The 17928-nt window shown below is 42.9% G+C and carries 16 protein-coding genes and 1 tRNA gene; 3 read left to right on the top strand and 14 right to left on the bottom strand.

Going from position 1 to position 17928, the window contains the following annotated elements; all coding sequences use genetic code 11:
- The first annotated feature begins 98 nt into the window (after positions 1–98).
- On the top strand, positions 99–1166 hold the full coding sequence (locus QPK24_RS00890; RefSeq protein ID WP_285745445.1) for a response regulator transcription factor: 1068 nt from the start codon (positions 99–101) through the stop codon (positions 1164–1166).
- 153 nt (positions 1167–1319) lie between these two features.
- On the opposite strand, the gene rnr is transcribed toward QPK24_RS00890, so the two are convergent.
- The 9 genes from rnr to QPK24_RS00845 all read right to left on the bottom strand — a co-directional run bounded on the left by rnr (position 1320) and on the right by QPK24_RS00845 (position 12247).
- Positions 1320–3998, bottom strand: a complete 2679-nt coding sequence (gene rnr / locus QPK24_RS00885; RefSeq protein WP_285745443.1) for a ribonuclease R — start codon at positions 3996–3998, stop codon at positions 1320–1322.
- Between the two features lie 278 nt (positions 3999–4276).
- Positions 4277–4507, bottom strand: coding sequence for a preprotein translocase subunit SecG (gene secG, locus QPK24_RS00880; protein WP_285745441.1), 231 nt, complete (start codon positions 4505–4507; stop codon positions 4277–4279).
- A gap of 91 nt (positions 4508–4598) precedes the next feature.
- Complete coding sequence (locus QPK24_RS00875) at positions 4599–4784, bottom strand: YjfB family protein (RefSeq protein WP_285745439.1); 186 nt, start codon at positions 4782–4784, stop codon at positions 4599–4601.
- Positions 4785–4949: 165 nt separating this feature from the next.
- Positions 4950–6236 (bottom strand): phosphopyruvate hydratase, encoded by a 1287-nt coding sequence (gene eno, locus QPK24_RS00870; protein WP_285745437.1) that lies wholly within the window; start codon positions 6234–6236, stop codon positions 4950–4952.
- Positions 6237–6349: 113 nt separating this feature from the next.
- Positions 6350–7894: a 2,3-bisphosphoglycerate-independent phosphoglycerate mutase gene (gene gpmI / locus QPK24_RS00865; RefSeq protein WP_285745435.1), complete on the bottom strand. Its 1545-nt coding sequence runs from the start codon at positions 7892–7894 to the stop codon at positions 6350–6352.
- 1 nt (position 7895) lies between these two features.
- Positions 7896–8651: a triose-phosphate isomerase gene (gene tpiA / locus QPK24_RS00860; RefSeq protein WP_285745433.1), complete on the bottom strand. Its 756-nt coding sequence runs from the start codon at positions 8649–8651 to the stop codon at positions 7896–7898.
- Positions 8652–8686: 35 nt separating this feature from the next.
- Complete coding sequence (locus QPK24_RS00855) at positions 8687–9868, bottom strand: phosphoglycerate kinase (protein WP_285745431.1); 1182 nt, start codon at positions 9866–9868, stop codon at positions 8687–8689.
- Positions 9869–10113: 245 nt separating this feature from the next.
- Complete coding sequence (gene gap / locus QPK24_RS00850) at positions 10114–11118, bottom strand: type I glyceraldehyde-3-phosphate dehydrogenase (RefSeq protein ID WP_285745429.1); 1005 nt, start codon at positions 11116–11118, stop codon at positions 10114–10116.
- Between the two features lie 106 nt (positions 11119–11224).
- On the bottom strand, positions 11225–12247 hold the full coding sequence (locus tag QPK24_RS00845; protein ID WP_285748994.1) for a sugar-binding transcriptional regulator: 1023 nt from the start codon (positions 12245–12247) through the stop codon (positions 11225–11227).
- A 300-nt stretch (positions 12248–12547) separates the two neighbouring features.
- Between QPK24_RS00845 and QPK24_RS00840 the strand changes: the two genes are divergently transcribed.
- Positions 12548–12622, top strand: a tRNA-Arg gene (locus QPK24_RS00840).
- Positions 12623–12818: 196 nt separating this feature from the next.
- A complete protein-coding gene (clpP, locus tag QPK24_RS00835) occupies positions 12819–13415 on the top strand; it encodes an ATP-dependent Clp endopeptidase proteolytic subunit ClpP (protein ID WP_160036723.1) in 597 nt (198 codons plus the stop codon).
- A gap of 86 nt (positions 13416–13501) precedes the next feature.
- Here the strand turns inward: clpP and QPK24_RS00830 are convergent, their stop codons facing one another.
- The 5 genes from QPK24_RS00830 to rapZ all read right to left on the bottom strand — a co-directional run bounded on the left by QPK24_RS00830 (position 13502) and on the right by rapZ (position 17873).
- A complete protein-coding gene (locus tag QPK24_RS00830) occupies positions 13502–14272 on the bottom strand; it encodes an SIMPL domain-containing protein (RefSeq protein ID WP_285745427.1) in 771 nt (256 codons plus the stop codon).
- Between the two features lie 192 nt (positions 14273–14464).
- A complete protein-coding gene (locus QPK24_RS00825; protein ID WP_160036722.1) occupies positions 14465–14734 on the bottom strand; it encodes an HPr family phosphocarrier protein in 270 nt (89 codons plus the stop codon).
- A 117-nt stretch (positions 14735–14851) separates the two neighbouring features.
- Positions 14852–15796, bottom strand: a complete 945-nt coding sequence (gene whiA / locus QPK24_RS00820; RefSeq protein ID WP_285745425.1) for a DNA-binding protein WhiA — start codon at positions 15794–15796, stop codon at positions 14852–14854.
- Positions 15797–15802: 6 nt separating this feature from the next.
- Positions 15803–16768, bottom strand: coding sequence for a gluconeogenesis factor YvcK family protein (locus tag QPK24_RS00815; RefSeq protein ID WP_160036740.1), 966 nt, complete (start codon positions 16766–16768; stop codon positions 15803–15805).
- A 199-nt stretch (positions 16769–16967) separates the two neighbouring features.
- A complete protein-coding gene (gene rapZ / locus QPK24_RS00810) occupies positions 16968–17873 on the bottom strand; it encodes an RNase adapter RapZ (protein ID WP_285745423.1) in 906 nt (301 codons plus the stop codon).
- Positions 17874–17928: the final 55 nt, after the last annotated feature.

Here is a 17928-nt window from a genome sequence, read left to right as displayed (position 1 = left end):
TTGTCGGATGAACTGAACGTTACTCTTATATCTTCTCAACAAAATTAACCCCCAGACGGTCACTGCCTATCCCACCTTTACACTTAGGAGGAGTTCTCATGTATAAAGTGATCATTGCAGATGATGAATACATGATTCATCGCAGTTTGGCGAAGCTGGTAGAGTCTTCGGAACATCCGTTTCATGTCGTAGGCGAAGCCGAAGATGGAGCGGAAGCACTTATACTGCTGAAAGAGAAACCAGACCTTATCATTACCGACATCTGTATGCCGGGTCTAGACGGTCTTGCTTTTATTGAAAAAGCAAAACAAGTAAGGCCCGATGTTCTTTTCCTTGTTATCTCTGGGTATGGTGAGTTTGAGTATGCACAGCGTGCCCTGCGATTAGGAGTAGAAGACTTCTTGCTCAAGCCTGTAAGCCCTGATAAGTTTCAGCAGACGCTTACAGCCATCTATCATCGATTAGAGAAACAGAAACGGAAAGTAATGGATTATAGACAGTGGTTTTTAAGCCACGAAGAACTGCTGGTACAATTGGCCGATGCGATTTGGCGTTTAGATGAGAAAGCTGTGGACGATTTGCTTCACAAACTCGTTCACCTTTACGAAGAAGAGGCCGCGGATGAAATTCCTTTTCCCACTTTAAACAACATATTGCAAGAGAAAATAACAAAGGAACTCACGAATCGCGGGCTCCCCTTTCCTGAACCTCCAATTTATAGAGGGTTAACTACCGATGCAGATGAGAAAATCAAAGACACTTCCTCTGTTCTGTCCCAGTGTAGAGCTTATACTCAAATTTTGCTGCATGCGGTGAAATCATCACGAAATTTCGGTTCACGAACTCACATCTCTAAAGCAATTATGTATACAAAAGAAAACCTATCTGACAGCACTTTATCTGTTCAGATCGCAGCTGATATTGCAGGGATGTCAGTCACCTATTTCAGTCGTTTATTTAAAGAAGAGACCAGCACTAGTTATGTGCAGTACCTTACTCGGCTGCGTATGGAAAAAGCGAAGAGACTGCTTGATGAGCAGCTCCTCAGTGCTTCCGAAATATGTGAACGAGTCGGTTACACAGACTACCCTCATTTCAGTAAAACATTCAAGAAAGTCTATGGTATAGCCCCGGCTGATTATAGTAAGCTGCATCGAAGCATTTAGTGTTTATTTCACAGTCTAAATACATGGCTTATTCACATTAAAAAAGCTGACACGAAGATCCTGTAACAAGGACCTCTGTGCCAGCTTTTTTGTTTAACCCGTTCTTATAGAGTCTCCTAAATGGTAAGCTGCTCTATTATTAAGAGGGAGGGACTATTTTTTCTTCTTGCGTACAAATGCGGCCATCCCGTTTTTATTGCCGCCTTTGTTTTTATTCCGTTTCCGCTTACCCGCTGCTGATTCAACTTCTGCTGCAGGTGGATTCACCGTTTGATCACTGGAATTCGGATTGCCGATGAAAATGCCGCTTTTGGTTGTTTTCTTTTTGCGGCCTTTCCCTTGCTTATAACCGCCCCGGCTTTCAGAAAGCGGTGAACTTGAACCAGTGGACGATCCAGCCGAGCTGTATCCACCTTTGCCAGACCCAAATCCAAAGCTTGGACGATCTGATGAACGAGGATTCGTATTATTGTCACGACCACTGCGTCCACTGTCTTTACCACGATTTGCGGCACCGCCTGCATTTCCAGCGATATTTTTAGCGCCTCGTTTCTCACCTTTGCTTCCTGACTCAGTATTGCGTCCACGCTGACCTTCCCGGTTGCCGCTGCGACCTCCGCTTCGTCCATCATTACGCTGACCTCCACGGCCCCCGCGTGGACCGCCTTGACTGCCACCTGGACGTCCTTGACGCGGTTTCATATCCAGCATCTCAAAGTCGATCGTATAATCATCCATATTTACGCGAGCCACACGAATCTCGAGCTCATCACCGATACGGAAGACCTTCGACGTGCGCTCTCCGATGAGAGCCATGTGCTGATCATCAAAATGATAATAATCATCCGTGAGCATGCTTAGTCTGATTAGACCTTCTACCGTATTCTCCAGTTCTATAAACATTCCGAAGCTGGTTACACTGCTGATCATACCTTCGAATACTTCGCCGACTTTATCAAGCATGAACTCCGCTTTCTTCATTTTCTCTGTGTCACGTTCTGCCTCTACTGCAACACGTTCGCGTTCGGAAGACTGCTGAGCAATATCCTGCATACGGCTGGCCAAATACTCTTGGCGCTGCTCACTAAGCGCACCGTTATTCTCAAATACTTCACGCATTACACGGTGAATGACGAGATCCGGATAACGACGAATTGGCGATGTAAAGTGGCTGTAGAATTCAGCGGCAAGGCCAAAGTGTCCCGACATCTCGGAATCGTACTTCGCTTGTTTCATAGACCGCAGCATCATTGTGCTGATCACCGTTTGCTCTTTGGTTCCTTGAATATCTTCAAGTAGCGATTGCAGTGCTCTCGGATGAATTGCATTGCCGCGTCCTTTTACCTGATATCCAAAATTTGAAGCAAAGGCAAGGAAGTTTTGCAATTTCTCTTGATCCGGGTCTTCATGGACACGATAGATGAACGGTACTTTTAGCCAGTGGAAATGTTCTGCAACGGTCTCATTGGCAGCGAGCATGAATTCTTCGATGATCTGTTCAGCTACCGTCCGCTCTCTTTTCACGATATCTACCGGCTTACCTTCTTCGTCAACGATAATTTTGCTTTCTTCAAAGTCAAAATCAACTGCGCCGCGGCGCATCCGCATATTACGAAGCTTCATGGCGATTTCCTTCATCAGTTTGAAGTCATCTACCAAGTCGCTATAACGTTCAATTAACTCTGGGTCTTCTTCCTCCAGAATTTTATATACATTTTTGTAAGTCATCCGCTCTTTGGTCTTGATGACACTTGTGAATATATCATGGTTAACGACCTTCATCTGCTCGTTAAACTCCATAACACAAGACATAGTGAGACGATCTACCTGCGGATTCAAACTACAGATCCCGTTCGACAAGCGTTTAGGAAGCATCGGAATAACCCGGTCAACCAAGTACACACTGCATCCGCGATTATAAGCTTCCTGATCCAGCTTCGAATTCTCAGGTACATAATATCCAACGTCTGCAATATGAACGCCGAGTCTATAATGTCCGTTCGGAAGACGCTCTACATTTACAGCATCATCCAGGTCTTTTGCATCCTCGCCATCAATAGTAACAATGTTCAGACCACGCAGGTCACGGCGTCCTTGACGAGCAATTTCCTCTTCTGTAATCGATTCAGGCACTTGCTCTGCTTCTGCCATCACTTCTTCAGGGAATCCCTCTGGAAGTTGATGCTTACGAATGACAGATAAAATATCAATACCTGGATCGTCCTTGTGACCAAGGACTTCAATGACTTCCCCTTCTGCCGCCGCACGGCCTTCCGGATAATTCACAATCTTCACAACCACTTTCTGGCCATCTACTGCCCCTAGAAAGCTTCCGCGAGGAATAAAGATATCCCGATTGATCCGCTTGTCATCTGGGATAACAAAGCCGTATACTTCATGACTCTGGAATACACCCACAACTTGGGTAATGGCACGTTTCACAATGCGAACGACTTCTCCTTCAAGTCGGCCGCCCTCTGGTCCTTTTGAAGTTACACGAACAAGAACGGTATCTCCGTTCATGGAACTTTTTAAATCATTGGCATGGATATAAACATCCGGATGCTCACGATCTTCGGGAATAAGGAAAGCAAATCCTTTGGCATGTGCTTGCAGTCGTCCACGAACCATTTGCATACGTCCGGGTACGCCATAGCGATTTGCGCTGGTTAGTACAATCTTCCCTTCATCTTCCAGATGATTGAGCATTTTAAGGAATTCTTTGAACTCAGCAGCATTTTCAATGTGAAAATGCTGTTCAAGTTCCTGATAAGTCATCGGCTTGTAGGCCGTTTCATGCATGAAATCGAGCAATTGCTGTTCTGTTATCATTAGGTTCACCTCTAGGAAACATAAAAGTAGGTCTTTATGTATAAATTGAATTCAAAATCGGAAATGACAAGGCAGGTCAAGATGGCTTCAGTTGTTCACTTTCCAGGATACCTTTCATCACTAAGCATTAGTAAAATCTTACCCTAGTATACACCAAATTAATCTAAACTTTCTCATTACCGTAAAACAAGCCCCCGTAAGGGACATTACAACGAAATCTGTATATTAAAAGACCTCCGTTCCTCACGGAACGAAGGTCTGAGTTAGTATTCTAAATCTTACTGGAATACAGCTACTAAGATAGCTGAAACCATAAATCCGACAGCAAAAATTATCGTAATCCGCTCAAGTACGAGTTCCATACCGCGTGCTTTGGACTTGCCAAAAAGATGTTCCGCACCGCCGGAGATGGCACCGGAAAGACCTGCGCTTTTCCCTTGTTGAAGAAGAACAACGACAATAACACCGATGGCAAAAATAACGAGAAGCAATTTCATAACGAGTTCCATAACTTCCACCTCCTAAAAAAATTGTGCGTATACATCACACGCTGATAAACAGTATTCCTATTGTATCATACAGTAGATGGAATTAGCAATCTTAAACCTTGATATCAATTATACTTCCTGATGTAGGATGAGGAGCAGGTACAGCCGAATTCAACAACTGCACCATCTGCTGACCATTCATTTCTGTTTGATTCTTTGCCATACCCAACACTTGCAGAGAAGCTGCCTGCTGAACAGATGCTTGAGACATAGCCATTGATAATGCTGCAATATCCATTATAATTTCCCTCCTTTCCTTCTTATCTATTTATCGGTAGGTTCCTCCTGAATGATTTACTTCATTCTCAAGCTGTCACATATAGAAAAAAAGACGAAATCATCGAAATAAAAAAAGAGCTGATCCTTTTGAGATCAGCTCTTTTTGAAATAAGCTTAAAGCTTATTATTTTTTCAAGTTGTAGAAAGAGTTTAGGCCGTTGTATTGAGCAAGTTCACCCAGTTGGTCTTCGATACGAAGCAATTGGTTGTATTTTGCAATACGGTCTGTACGGGAAGGTGCACCCGTTTTGATTTGGCCTGCATTTGTTGCAACTGCGATATCCGCAATTGTGCTGTCTTCGGACTCACCGGAACGGTGGGAGATAACAGCTGTGTAACCTGCACGTTTAGCCATTTCGATTGCATCGAAAGTTTCAGTAAGCGTACCGATTTGGTTAACTTTGATAAGGATAGAGTTACCGATTTTTTCATCGATACCTTTTTTCAGGCGCTCAGTGTTTGTAACGAACAAGTCGTCACCAACGAGTTGAATTTTGTCTCCCAATTTTTCAGTAAGGAGTCTCCAACCTTCCCAGTCATCCTCGGAGCAACCATCTTCAATTGTAACGATTGGATATTTTTCAACCCAAGAAGCAAGAAGGTCTACGAACTCAGCAGAAGTAAAGGATTTACCTTCGCCTGCAAGTGTGTATTTACCATCTTTGTAGAACTCAGTAGAAGCAACGTCCATACCAAGAAGAACGTCTTCACCTGGTTTGTATCCTGCTTTTTCGATAGCTTCCATGATTGCGCCAAGAGCGTCTTCGTTGGAAGTAAAGTTAGGAGCGAAACCACCTTCGTCACCTACAGCTGTGTTCAGTCCTTTCGCTTTCAGAACGGATTTCAAGCTGTGGAAGATTTCAGCACCTGTACGAAGAGCTTCTTTGAAAGAAGGAGCACCTACAGGAAGAATCATGAATTCTTGTACGTCAACGTTGTTGTCAGCATGTTCACCGCCGTTAACGATGTTCATCATAGGAACTGGAAGTTGTTTCGCATTGAATCCGCCAAGGTAAACATACAGTGGCAGGTCAAGAGCGTCAGCAGCTGCACGAGCTACCGCCATAGAAACTGCAAGAATTGCATTTGCACCAAATTTACCTTTGTTTGGAGTACCATCCAAAGTAATCATCAGTTTGTCGATACCGAGCTGATCTAGAGCGTCCATACCGATAACTTCTGGAGCGATTTTTTCGTTAACATTTTTAACAGCGTTCAGAACACCTTTACCTAGGTAACGGTCTTTGTCGCCATCACGAAGTTCAACTGCTTCGTGAGCACCAGTGGAAGCACCGGATGGAACGATTGCGCGGCCGATTGCGCCGGATTCAAGATAAACCTCAACTTCAACTGTTGGGTTACCGCGGGAGTCTAGGACTTCGCGAGCATATACGTCAGAAATAATAGTCATGAGTAATAATCTCCTTTTGTTTGGAATCGATTCTATTGTTTGGCTAGCTAGGCCTTATATCTCTTATTAAAACAAAGTCAGACAGTCAATTGCAAATAAGTTCGGTTAACAACCTATTTGCGTTTTGAGATGATGGATTTTCCGGTCATTTCCGCTGGTTGCGGAAGTTCCATCAAGTCAAGGATTGTAGGAGCGATGTCAGCAAGAATACCGCCTTCACGAAGCTCTACATTTTCGGAAGTAACGATGAAAGGTACTGGGTTTGTTGTATGTGCCGTAAACGGATTTCCGTTCTCGTCAAATACCATATCCGCATTACCATGGTCAGCAGTGATCAGAACCACGCCGCCTTTTGCAAGTACAGCTTCAACAACACGTCCCATGCATTCATCAGTAGCTTCTACCGCACGAATGGTTGGTTCCAGCAAACCGGAGTGACCTACCATATCAGGGTTGGCAAAGTTCAAAATGATCGCATCGTGTTTATCTGCTTCAATCTCTTTAACGCAAGCGTCAGCTACTTCATATGCACTCATTTCTGGTTTGAGGTCATAAGTTGCAACCTTAGGAGAATTGATCAGAATACGAGTTTCACCTGGAAGTTCAACGTCACGTCCACCGCTGAAGAAGAACGTTACGTGCGGATACTTCTCGGTTTCTGCAATACGCAATTGTTTCTTGTTGTTTTGAACCAGCACTTCACCAAGAGTGTTATCAAGGTTCTTCGGTGTATAGGCAACGTATCCATCTACTGTTTCACTGAACAGTGTCAAACATACGAAGTGCAGCCCTTGAGGCCACTTATCACCACGATCAAAACCGCGGAAATCTTGGTTTGTGAACACTTGAGACAATTGAATTGCACGGTCAGGACGGAAGTTCAAGAAGACAACCGAGTCGCCGCTTTCTACAAGTCCGACTGGTGTTCCATCTTCTTTTACGATTACCGTTGGCTCTACAAACTCATCGTATACCGATCTTTCATAAGACTCCTTAACCGCTTTGAGCGGGTCTGTGTATTTAAGTCCATCACCGTACACGATTGCGCGGTAAGATTTCTCAACACGTTCCCAGCGTTTGTCACGGTCCATTGCATAGTAACGACCTTGAACAGTCGCAATTTTACCAATACCCACTTCCTCAATTTTGGCATTTAACTCCTCAAGGAATTTAATACCGCTATTCGGGGAAACGTCACGACCATCGAGGAAAGCATGGATATATACTTCATCCATTTCTTCTTTCTTAGCCAGGTCCAGCATGGCAAACATATGCTTAATGTGACTGTGTACTCCACCATCAGACAAAAGGCCGTACAAGTGAAGTTTTTTGCCTGTTTGCTTCGCAGAACGGACCGCATTTACAAGCGTTTCATTGTCAAAGAACTCACCATCACGAATGGATTTCGAAATCCGCGTAAGATCTTGATATACGATACGACCTGCACCGATATTCAAGTGTCCTACTTCAGAGTTCCCCATTTGTCCTTCAGGCAATCCAACCGCTTCTCCACTTGCCGTAAGTGTAGTATGCGGATATTTTGCCATATAGCGATCGTAGTTTGGTTTTTTGGCTTGAGCTACCGCGTTACCTACATCGGTGTTTCGAAGTCCGAAACCGTCCATAATGATCAGTGCTACTGGTTTTGGTGCAGTCATCTTACTTCGCCCCCTGAACGAGCGCGATGTAGGATTCTGGTTGAAGGCTTGCTCCGCCAACAAGTGCTCCGTCGATATCGCTTTGACCGAGATACTCGGCAACGTTCTCAGGTTTCACACTGCCGCCGTATTGAATACGAACTGCGTTTGCAACCTCTTCATTGTATAGATCTTTAATCACGCCGCGAATGTATGAAATAACTTCGTTTGCATCTTGGGATGTGGAAGATTTACCTGTTCCAATTGCCCAGATCGGCTCATAAGCTACTACAACTTTTGCTGCTTGATCAGCAGCTAGTCCAGCAAATGCAGCTTCTGTTTGCACTTTACAAACGTCTTTCGTTTGGTCCGCTTCACGCTCTTCCAGTTTCTCACCCACACATACAATTGGAGTAAGACCATGACGGAATGCAGCATGAACTTTTTTGTTTACTGTTTTATCCGTTTCGTTAAAATACTGACGACGCTCAGAGTGTCCAATTACAACGTAATCTACACCCAGATCTTTCAGCATAACGCCGCTGATTTCACCAGTGAATGCACCATTATCTTCGAAATGAAGGTTTTGAGCACCAATTTTAATGTTTGTTCCTTTTACTGCTTCAACCAAAGCTGGAAGATTAGTGAATGGAGCACAAATTACACTTTCTACCCCTTCTACTTCAGCTTGCCCTTTTACCGCTTCAATAAACGAAGTGGATTCAGGTACGGTTTTGAACATCTTCCAGTTACCTGCGATGATCGGAGTTCTACTCATATCGTACGCTCCTCCTTTTTATCCAAAATTATTTTTTATTTATCGTTCAATGCCACAACACCAGGAAGCTCTTTACCTTCCATAAATTCGAGGGAAGCACCGCCACCAGTTGAGATGTGGTTCATTTTCTCAGCAAGATGGAATTTCTCAGCTGCTGCTGCAGAATCTCCTCCACCAATGATTGTGTATCCTTCTGTTGATGCACAAGCTTCTGCTACTTCACGAGTACCGTGAGAGAATGGCTCGATTTCAAAAACACCCATTGGTCCGTTCCATACAACCAGTTTGGAATTTTTAATAACTTCTGCATATTTCGCACGAGTTTTCGGTCCAATATCAATACCTTCCCAATCTGCTGGAATTTCATCGATATTAACTACTCTCGTTTCTGCATCCGCGCTAAATTCCTTCGTGATTACGATATCTTCAGGAAGAAGGAAGTTTTTACCCAGTTTCTTCGCTTTTTCGATAAATCCAAGAGCTACGTCTAGTTTGGAATCATCCAGCAAAGACTTACCGATTTCGTAGCCTTGTGCTTTGAAGAACGTATAAGTAAGACCTCCACCGATGAGTACGTTGTCTGCAATATTAAGCAGGTTATCAATAACATCGATTTTGTCTTTCACTTTCGATCCACCAATGATTGCAGTGAAAGGACGTTCTGGCGTAGTTAGAGCTTTACCGAGAACATCAAGTTCTTTCTCCATCAAAAGACCCGAAACGGCTGGAAGATGATGAGCAATACCTTCTGTCGATGCATGAGCACGGTGAGCAGCACCAAATGCATCATTTACGAAAAGGTCAGCCAGATCAGCAAATTGTTTTGCTAGTTCTGGATCATTTTTCTCTTCTCCAGGGTAGAAACGGACGTTTTCAAGTACAAGAACATCGCCGTTGTTCATTTTTTCGATCTCTGCTTTTACTGCATCTCCAATAGCTTCGTCTGCTTTAGCAACCGGTTTGCCAAGCAGCTCAGATAGACGGTTAGCCGCAGGTGTCAAGCGAAGGGAATCAACAAATTCACCTTTAGGACGACCCATGTGACTTGCAAGAATTACTTTCGCACCTTTTTCTACCAAGTATTTAATAGTTGGTAGTGTTTCACGGATCCGAGTATCGTCAGTAATCTTTCCATCTTCGAGCGGTACATTAAAATCGACACGAACAAACACACGTTTTCCTGTTACTTCTACATCACGTACACTTTTTTTGTTCATCTCCACGTTCCTCCTAAGTGCTATCTAAAAAAGACAGCTGATATCTTATGTGTAGTAACCATTAGGCGAAACCCAATAGTCCATTCATTCAAACAGCAATATAGTGCCTTTATATCTCTCTATTTATATAGACCGGTTTCTCCGGTTCTCTGGCATTAAAGATAAAAACCATGATGAAGAGGAGAGACATAAATGTTCTCCTCTTAACCTGGTCACATCAGGCTGTTAAAGCCTTTGTGTTATTCTTACAGACCTTTTTTAGCGATGAAAGCAGCAAGGTCAACAACACGGTTGGAGTAACCCCACTCGTTGTCGTACCAAGATACAACTTTAACCATGTTATCGCCAACTACCATAGTGGACAGGCTGTCGATAGTGGAAGAAGCTGGATCGCTGTTGTAGTCGCTAGATACAAGCGGCTCTTCGGAGAAGTTCATGATTCCTTTAAGCGGGCCGTTAGCTGCTTCTTTCAAAGCTGCGTTTACTTCATCAACAGTTACGTTTTTGTTCAGTTCAACTACAAGGTCAGTAACGGATACGTTCTTAGTAGGAACGCGCATAGCCATACCGTTCAGTTTACCTTTCAGTTGTGGCAATACAAGGCTAACTGCTTTTGCTGCACCAGTTGTAGAAGGAATGATGTTCTCAGCAGCTGCACGAGCACGACGAAGGTCTTTGTGCGGCAGGTCAAGTACTTGTTGGTCGTTAGTGTAAGAGTGAACAGTTGTCATCATACCTTTAACGATTCCGAAGGACTCGTCAAGAACTTTAGCGAAAGGCGCCAAGCAGTTTGTAGTACAAGAAGCGTTAGAAATTACAGTGTGGTTAGCTGGGTCATATTGCTCTTCGTTAACACCCATAACGATTGTAATATCTTCGTTTGTAGCTGGTGCAGAGATGATAACTTTTTTAGCTCCGCCTTTAAGGTGAGCTTCTGCTTTTTCTTTTGCTGTGAAGATACCAGTGGATTCAACAACGATTTCAACGCCGTGTTGTCCCCAAGGCAAGTTTTCAGGGTTACGCTCAGCAAATACTTTTACTTCTTTGCCGTTTACGATAAGAGCGCCCTCTTTATGTTCAACAGTTGCATCCAGACGACCATGAGTTGTGTCGTATTTAAGCAAGTGAGCCAAAGTGCTTACGTCTGTCAAATCGTTGATTGCTACGATTTCCACATCGCTGTTGTTAAGTGCTGCGCGGAATACGTTACGTCCAATACGTCCAAAACCGTTAATACCTACTTTTACCATGAGTAAGTTCCTCCCAAGTTTTGCTAAATTTTTATATATTCAAGACAAAACTATACGAATGTATAGATTTATCAAGACAACAAGTTTCAAATTTGCCCTTACATCATTATAAATCTTTGACAATCTCTGTAGCTGCCGCCTCATCAATGACAAGTATATCTTCTTGGCCAAAACGAAGCACGGCTTTTATAGATTCTGCCTTGTATTTACCGCCTGCAATGGCAATGACGACATCCGTCCGAGTAATATCCTCAAGACGCATACCAAGCGTGAGCATAGTATGAACTACTTTTCCTTTATTATTGAAGTAATAACCAAAGGATTCAGCGACAGCACCTTCATCTCTAATCTCTTCGATCGTCTGAGGTGCAAGCTTACGTCTTTTAGCCATCTCCATTGCTCCGCCGATTCCATGAATTACGATACGAGCTTTTCGAATCATACCCAGAATTTCTTGAATGTTAGAGTCTTGAACTAGTGATTCGTAAGCATGGTTACTTAGCAGATCAGGCACATGAAGCAACCTGTACTCAGCTCCAAGCTTCTTAGCCATGGTCGACGCGATCGTATTCGCTTGGAATTCTACACTTTCACCAAGTCCGCCTCTTGCGGGTACAAACCATACACCGCGCATCGCAGACGAAGGAGTTAAGTGTTCAGCGACCGAAGCTGTAGTCGATCCGCCTGTAACTGCAACAACATCTCCATCATTCATGACACTCAGCAGGGCTCTAGCTCCTGCACGACCAAGTGAACGTTTGGCATATTCCGAGTTTTCCGAATCACCGGGAACAACGATAACCTTTTGGAGTCCATACGTTTTCTCAATTAACTCTTCCATCTCCGACAGTCCAAATAATTCATTAGCCATAGGTTCTAACATTGCAAGCAGCTGCTCGCCGGACTCGCTTATTCTCATGCCCATACTCTCGATCTCAATCAGTCCTTGTGATTTAAGCAAGTCTGTCTCCGATCTGAGTACACGCTCCGTCATATCCAGAGAGTGGGCAAGCGTTCTTCGTCCGATTACATCCGAAATCATGATTTGGCGCAGAATGGTATATCTCTTCTTCATTACGTCCATGAGATCAGGTAGAAGTTGCTTCTGCACTTCTAAAATCGTTCGCATACTTTCCACTTCCGCAAACTCCTTCATTCCGGCCTCTAGTATGGACTAAAATTGTCCCGGGGTTAACTTTTTAAGTCCCACGTTTATTTTACCTAAATCTACCCTGGTATGCAAGTGGTCAAAAGTATATTTCGCAAGTAGGCACTTATTTATGCACTTTACTTACATACAAATAAAATGTTGCTTAGAACGCACTATTAATGTAGTCTGCACATTCTTATAGAACATCAAACATCTCCACTAAACTTTCTTGCATTTTTGGTAGCGATCAGATATAATAAATTTTGCTGTCATACTTGTGCGCCCGTGGTCCAACGGATATGACGTAGGCCTCCGGAGCCTGAGATCGAGGTTCGATTCCTCGCGGGCGCGCCATATAATTACTAACAGCTTGTTATACTTTTAACCGATGAAACCGTATAGGTTTCTTTTTTTATCAAAATAGTTTGACTTTCTTTGACTTTTTGTTTTGATTTGTTTATGATGTGGTTAATACGGAAACAGTAGATGTAGATGCTGTTAAACGTCTAAATATAAACTCTAAACCTAAATTCCTAAGGAGGTTTTTCACGTGAGTTACATTCCTATGGTCGTAGAACAAACCAATCGCGGTGAACGCGCTTATGACATTTATTCCAGACTGCTGAAAGATCGGATTATTTTTCTGGGAAGCGACGTCAACGATGTAGTAGCCAACTCTATCATCGCTCAAATGTTATTCCTCACTGCGGAAGATCCGGAGAAAGACATTCATCTATACATTAACAGCCCGGGCGGTTCCATTACTGCGGGTATGGCGATATATGACACGATGCAATTCATCAAACCAGATGTATCGACAATTTGCATGGGTATGGCAGCTTCTATGGGTGCATTCTTGCTCAATGCAGGTGCAAAAGGCAAACGTTTTGCGCTTCCAAACAGCGAGATTATGATCCACCAACCTTTGGGCGGTGCACAAGGTCAAGCAACAGATATTGAAATTCGTGCTCGCCGCATTCTCAAAATGCGTGACAAACTCAATAAAATTTTGGCTGAGCGTACAGGTCAACCGATTGAACGTATTGAGAAAGATACAGATCGCGATAACTTCATGACTGCAGAAGAAGCACAAGCTTATGGACTTGTTGATAAAGTCATTACTTCAACTCCACCGCAAGGAATCTAATATAGAAATTAGAGAAAAGCCGCAGTCTCCTCTTGGAGATTGCGGCTTTTCTCATGCATGTGAAACTGCCTTCTTCAAAATAAACATTAATTAAGTTGATAATGCACCGTAAGTTCTGTAGTCAATTTAATTTCTCCTGTTTCAACCGACGATGAATTACCAGCAGTACTGTTTGCTGTTTCCACTTTCATATCATACATCTGCTCATAGAAACGAACGGGTTCCGCTACATTCCCTTGGCTCACACTTAGGACAACTCCCAAACTGCGTCCGGCAACTTTAGCGATGGCTCCTGCTTTCAAGTTCGCATTAGACATCGCTTTTTCAATTACTGCCGTTTCGAAAGCATCCCTATTCTCAATTGAAAACTGAATATTGTCGATCTGATTCACACCCACTTTAACAGCTGAATCCAGTAGTTCTCCAATCTTATCAAGATTGCGATAGCTGATTTTTAGTGAATGTGAGGCTGTATATCCTTTTAATTTCCGTCCTTCTTTTTCACTGTATGTGTAATCAGGCTGTACATAAAACTGATTCGTTTGTATGTCTTTGCTTTCCAGCTTCCACGTCTTTTTAAGTAAGTTGGTTAAACTTTGCATCTTTTTAGCATTTGCGTTTTGAGCTTCAACAGCTGTCTTTCCTTCGGTATGGATACCAATATAAAGATAGGCGATGTCCGGCTTTACCGAAATTTCACCTTTTCCTACGACGGAGACCACATTCTGAACCGCCGCGGCTTCCTGCGCTTGTGCTTTTCCCGCAAAGGAGATGGCCCCTCCGCCCCCGCTGATGAATAAAGTACCTGCGATAAATGTAGCTGCTGCGGGCTTTAACCATACCATTTTGTTTTTCATATACGATCCTCCCTCTCTACTCAAACATCTTCTAACTAATTCAGACACTACACACTGTTAGACGAGAATATTTTGTATAAAGTTCCATTTCTGCTATTTAATTTATGTATTATTTGTAACACTAAAATTGAATTGCAACGCAAAAAAGCCCCAAATGGGGCTTTCCGGTATAAACATATGAAAACGTGAAATTTATTGGTTTTCCAACTCTTCCTTGCTTACAAGACTGATCAATGCATTTACTGCCTGTTCAGCGTCTGCGCCTTCAGCACTAATGTGAATTTCAGTTCCTGTGCTGATTGCAAGGCTCATAATTCCCATGATACTTTTAGCATTCACTTTTTTGTCGTCTTTTTCCACAAAAATTTCGGATGAATACTTATTCGCTTCTTGAACGAATAGAGCAGCTGGTCTGGCATGAAGACCCGTCTTCAAACGGACTACTACCGGGTGTTTTGTCATAAAAACTTACCCCCTCTATAAAAATCTCTCATCATTACTACATAATTAATTAACATTATACCATTATAGCATGAATGAAACTAGAAGAAAAAAGACTTCTTTATGATAAATCTCACACTATATAAGTTGTCCTTTTTCTACTCTAATTTTCTCTGCCATTTCATCGATTTTACGAAGTCTATGGTTCACGCCTGATTTGCTGACGGTTCCTTTTAGTAATTCCCCGACTTCCTTCAAATTAATATCTGGATTCGCAAGTCTTACTTCTGCTACTTCACGCAGTTTATCAGGAAGAGTTTCGAGCCCTATTTCCTTATCAAGGAGTTTTATGTTTTCAATTTGACGCACAGCTGCACCAATTGTTTTGTTCAAATTTGCTGTCTCACAGTTAACAATTCGATTCACCGAATTGCGCATATCGCGCATAATACGGACATCTTCAAATTTAAACAAAGCCTGATGTGCACCAATAATGCTAAGCATCTCGATGATTTTTTCGCCCTCTTTAATATAGAAAATAAACCCTTTCTTCCGCTCGATACAGCGTGCATTCAGATTAAATTCATTCGCAAGATCCACGAGAGCCTGACAATGCTCTTCATACATTGAGGCAATTTCTAAGTGGTAAGAGGATCCTTCCGGGTTATTAACAGAACCTCCCGCCATAAATGCACCTCGCAAATAAGCCCGTTTACAGCAGTTTTTATGAATGGCATTTGGATTGATTCCTGGTGTAAATATAAACCCTTCGGATACGATCTCCAATTCATTCAAAATCTCCTGCACTCGAACCGGAACTCTTACGATGTATACATTATTCTTTTTAAGCCGCATCTTTTTACGAACCAATAACTCAGTATGCACCTGAAAGTGCTTTTTGAGCAAAGAATAGATTCGCCTAGCAATTGCAGCATTCTCCGTAGAAACATCTAAAATAACCTTCTTGTTCGATAGCTGGACCGAGCCAAGCATACGGATGAGTGCAGATAGCTCCGCTTTCTCACAACAAGGCTCGCTTTCGATCAGAGTTAATTCTTTTTTAGTCTGTGCCGCAAACGACAAAGGATCTCACCTCTTTCGAATCATCCAGTTTTGCACTAGCGTGTAGATATGATGACTTAGTTTATTCGCATCATGCCGTAAATAAGTCCGGTACATGACAAGTCGATCTGCGATGCATTCATTCGAGTACTTCAAAATCTCTTCAAGATCAAGCTGTACTGGTTTTGCACCCTTTTCTGCATACATTTCCTGAACGGGTTCAGGAATATCGCCATTGTTAACAATGACGTAATCAAATATACGATGTCCTATATGGGCATCAATGGCTTTCAAATGGTCTCCAACAGAATAACCATCGGTTTCACCTGGCTGTGTCATCACATTACCAATAAAAATCTTCGCAGCCTTAGAGGACACAACAGCTTCTGCCAATTTAGGAACAAGAAGATTAGGTAAAATGCTGGTATACAAGCTGCCGGGACCAATAATAATGGCGTCTGCCTGTTCAATTGCCTGAATAGCCTCTGGCAACGGCTCCACGTGGTCCGGTTCAAGATAAACTCTTTTAATCCGTCCGCCATAGGCTGGAATCTGGGACTCGCCGGTAACGATCGTACCATCCTCCATCTCGGCGCGGAGCACAACAGCTTCCGCCGCAGCTGGCAATACTTGCCCGCGTACAGCAAAAACACGGCTAATCTCTCTCACCGCTGTTACAAAATCACCTGTTATATCTGTCATTCCAGCCAAAATCAAGTTTCCAAGACTATGACCGGATAATCCACCATTTCCACTAAAACGATAATTAAGCAATTCTGACATCAACGGCTCTACATCAGCAAGCGCTGTGAGCACATTACGGATGTCACCTGGAGGAGGCATCTGCAGTTCATCCCGCAGCATGCCTGAGCTTCCCCCATCGTCGGCAACCGTAACTATTGCCGTGATATCAAGCGGCTTATTTTTTAACCCCCGCAACATGACAGATAGCCCTGTTCCGCCACCCATAACGACAAGATGCGGACGTTTCATTTGCTCTACAGCCACTTCTATCACTTCACCTTCTATAAGAGGTTGCTCAAGGTCAGCAATCCGTTACTCTCCTGAAAATGATGACTAACGATTGCGGTATGAGCGGTCCATACATTGTATGTTGTATCCTATGCAGGTGTCATCCCTAAATCGATAAAACCAAGTAATTCTTGTCGAAATATTATAGATTCTACTTTATTTAGTGATTTCCGCGATCGCGATCTGCATCTCTATGGCTCACTACCACAGATTCAGTCTCACTCGCGCCAAGCATTTTACCTAAATACTCAGCAATTGCAACGGACCGGTGCTTACCGCCTGTACATCCAATGCCGATAATGACCTGGCTTTTACCTTCTTTCCGGTACTGAGGAATAAGGAAATGAAGCATATCAAGCAGTTTTGTTAAAAACGCCTGTGTTTCTGGCCACTTCATTACATATTCGTATACATCACTATTCTGTCCTGTATTCGGACGCAGATGTTCGATGTAATGTGGATTTGGCAGAAAACGAACATCAAATACCAAATCAGCATCAATAGGAATACCGTATTTGAAACCAAAGGAAGTAACATTTACGGACAACATATGACTCTCTAAATGAGAGAACCTTGAAATAATTTTTTCTTTCAGCTGCGCAGGCTTCATGCTGCTGGTATCGAGCACCTGTGTAGCAGAATTTTTAAGTTCTTCTAACATTTTGCGTTCCAGTCTTATACCATCAAGCGGCATACCCTCTGGTGCAAGCGGATGTCTCCGCCGGCTTTCTTTATATCGCTGCACAAGAACACTGTCTTGAGCATCAAGGAACATAATTTCACAGTGAATCGTAAATTGATCCTTAATATAATTCAAAGATTCAGACAGGGCAGTGAAAAACTCTCGTCCCCGTAAATCTATGACAAGTGCCACCTTACCAATTTTACCATTCGATTGAACAATAAGTTCTGCAAACTTAGGAATAAGAACGGGAGGCAAATTATCAACACAGAAAAAACCTAGATCTTCCAGACTCTGAACCGCAATGGTCTTTCCTGCACCTGACATCCCTGTAATGATAATAAGGGTTGCTCCACCTGCTGGTGATTTTTCACCTTCAAACATGTTTTTCCCCCTATCAATTTCAGTTCGTCTATCTAATGACTTACTATTATTATTT

Source organism: Paenibacillus polygoni (genome assembly GCF_030263935.1).
Lineage (GTDB): Bacteria > Bacillota > Bacilli > Paenibacillales > Paenibacillaceae > Paenibacillus > Paenibacillus polygoni.
The sequence above is the reverse complement of the archived record's forward strand: the minus strand, read 5'-3'. Positions and strand labels throughout refer to the sequence as shown.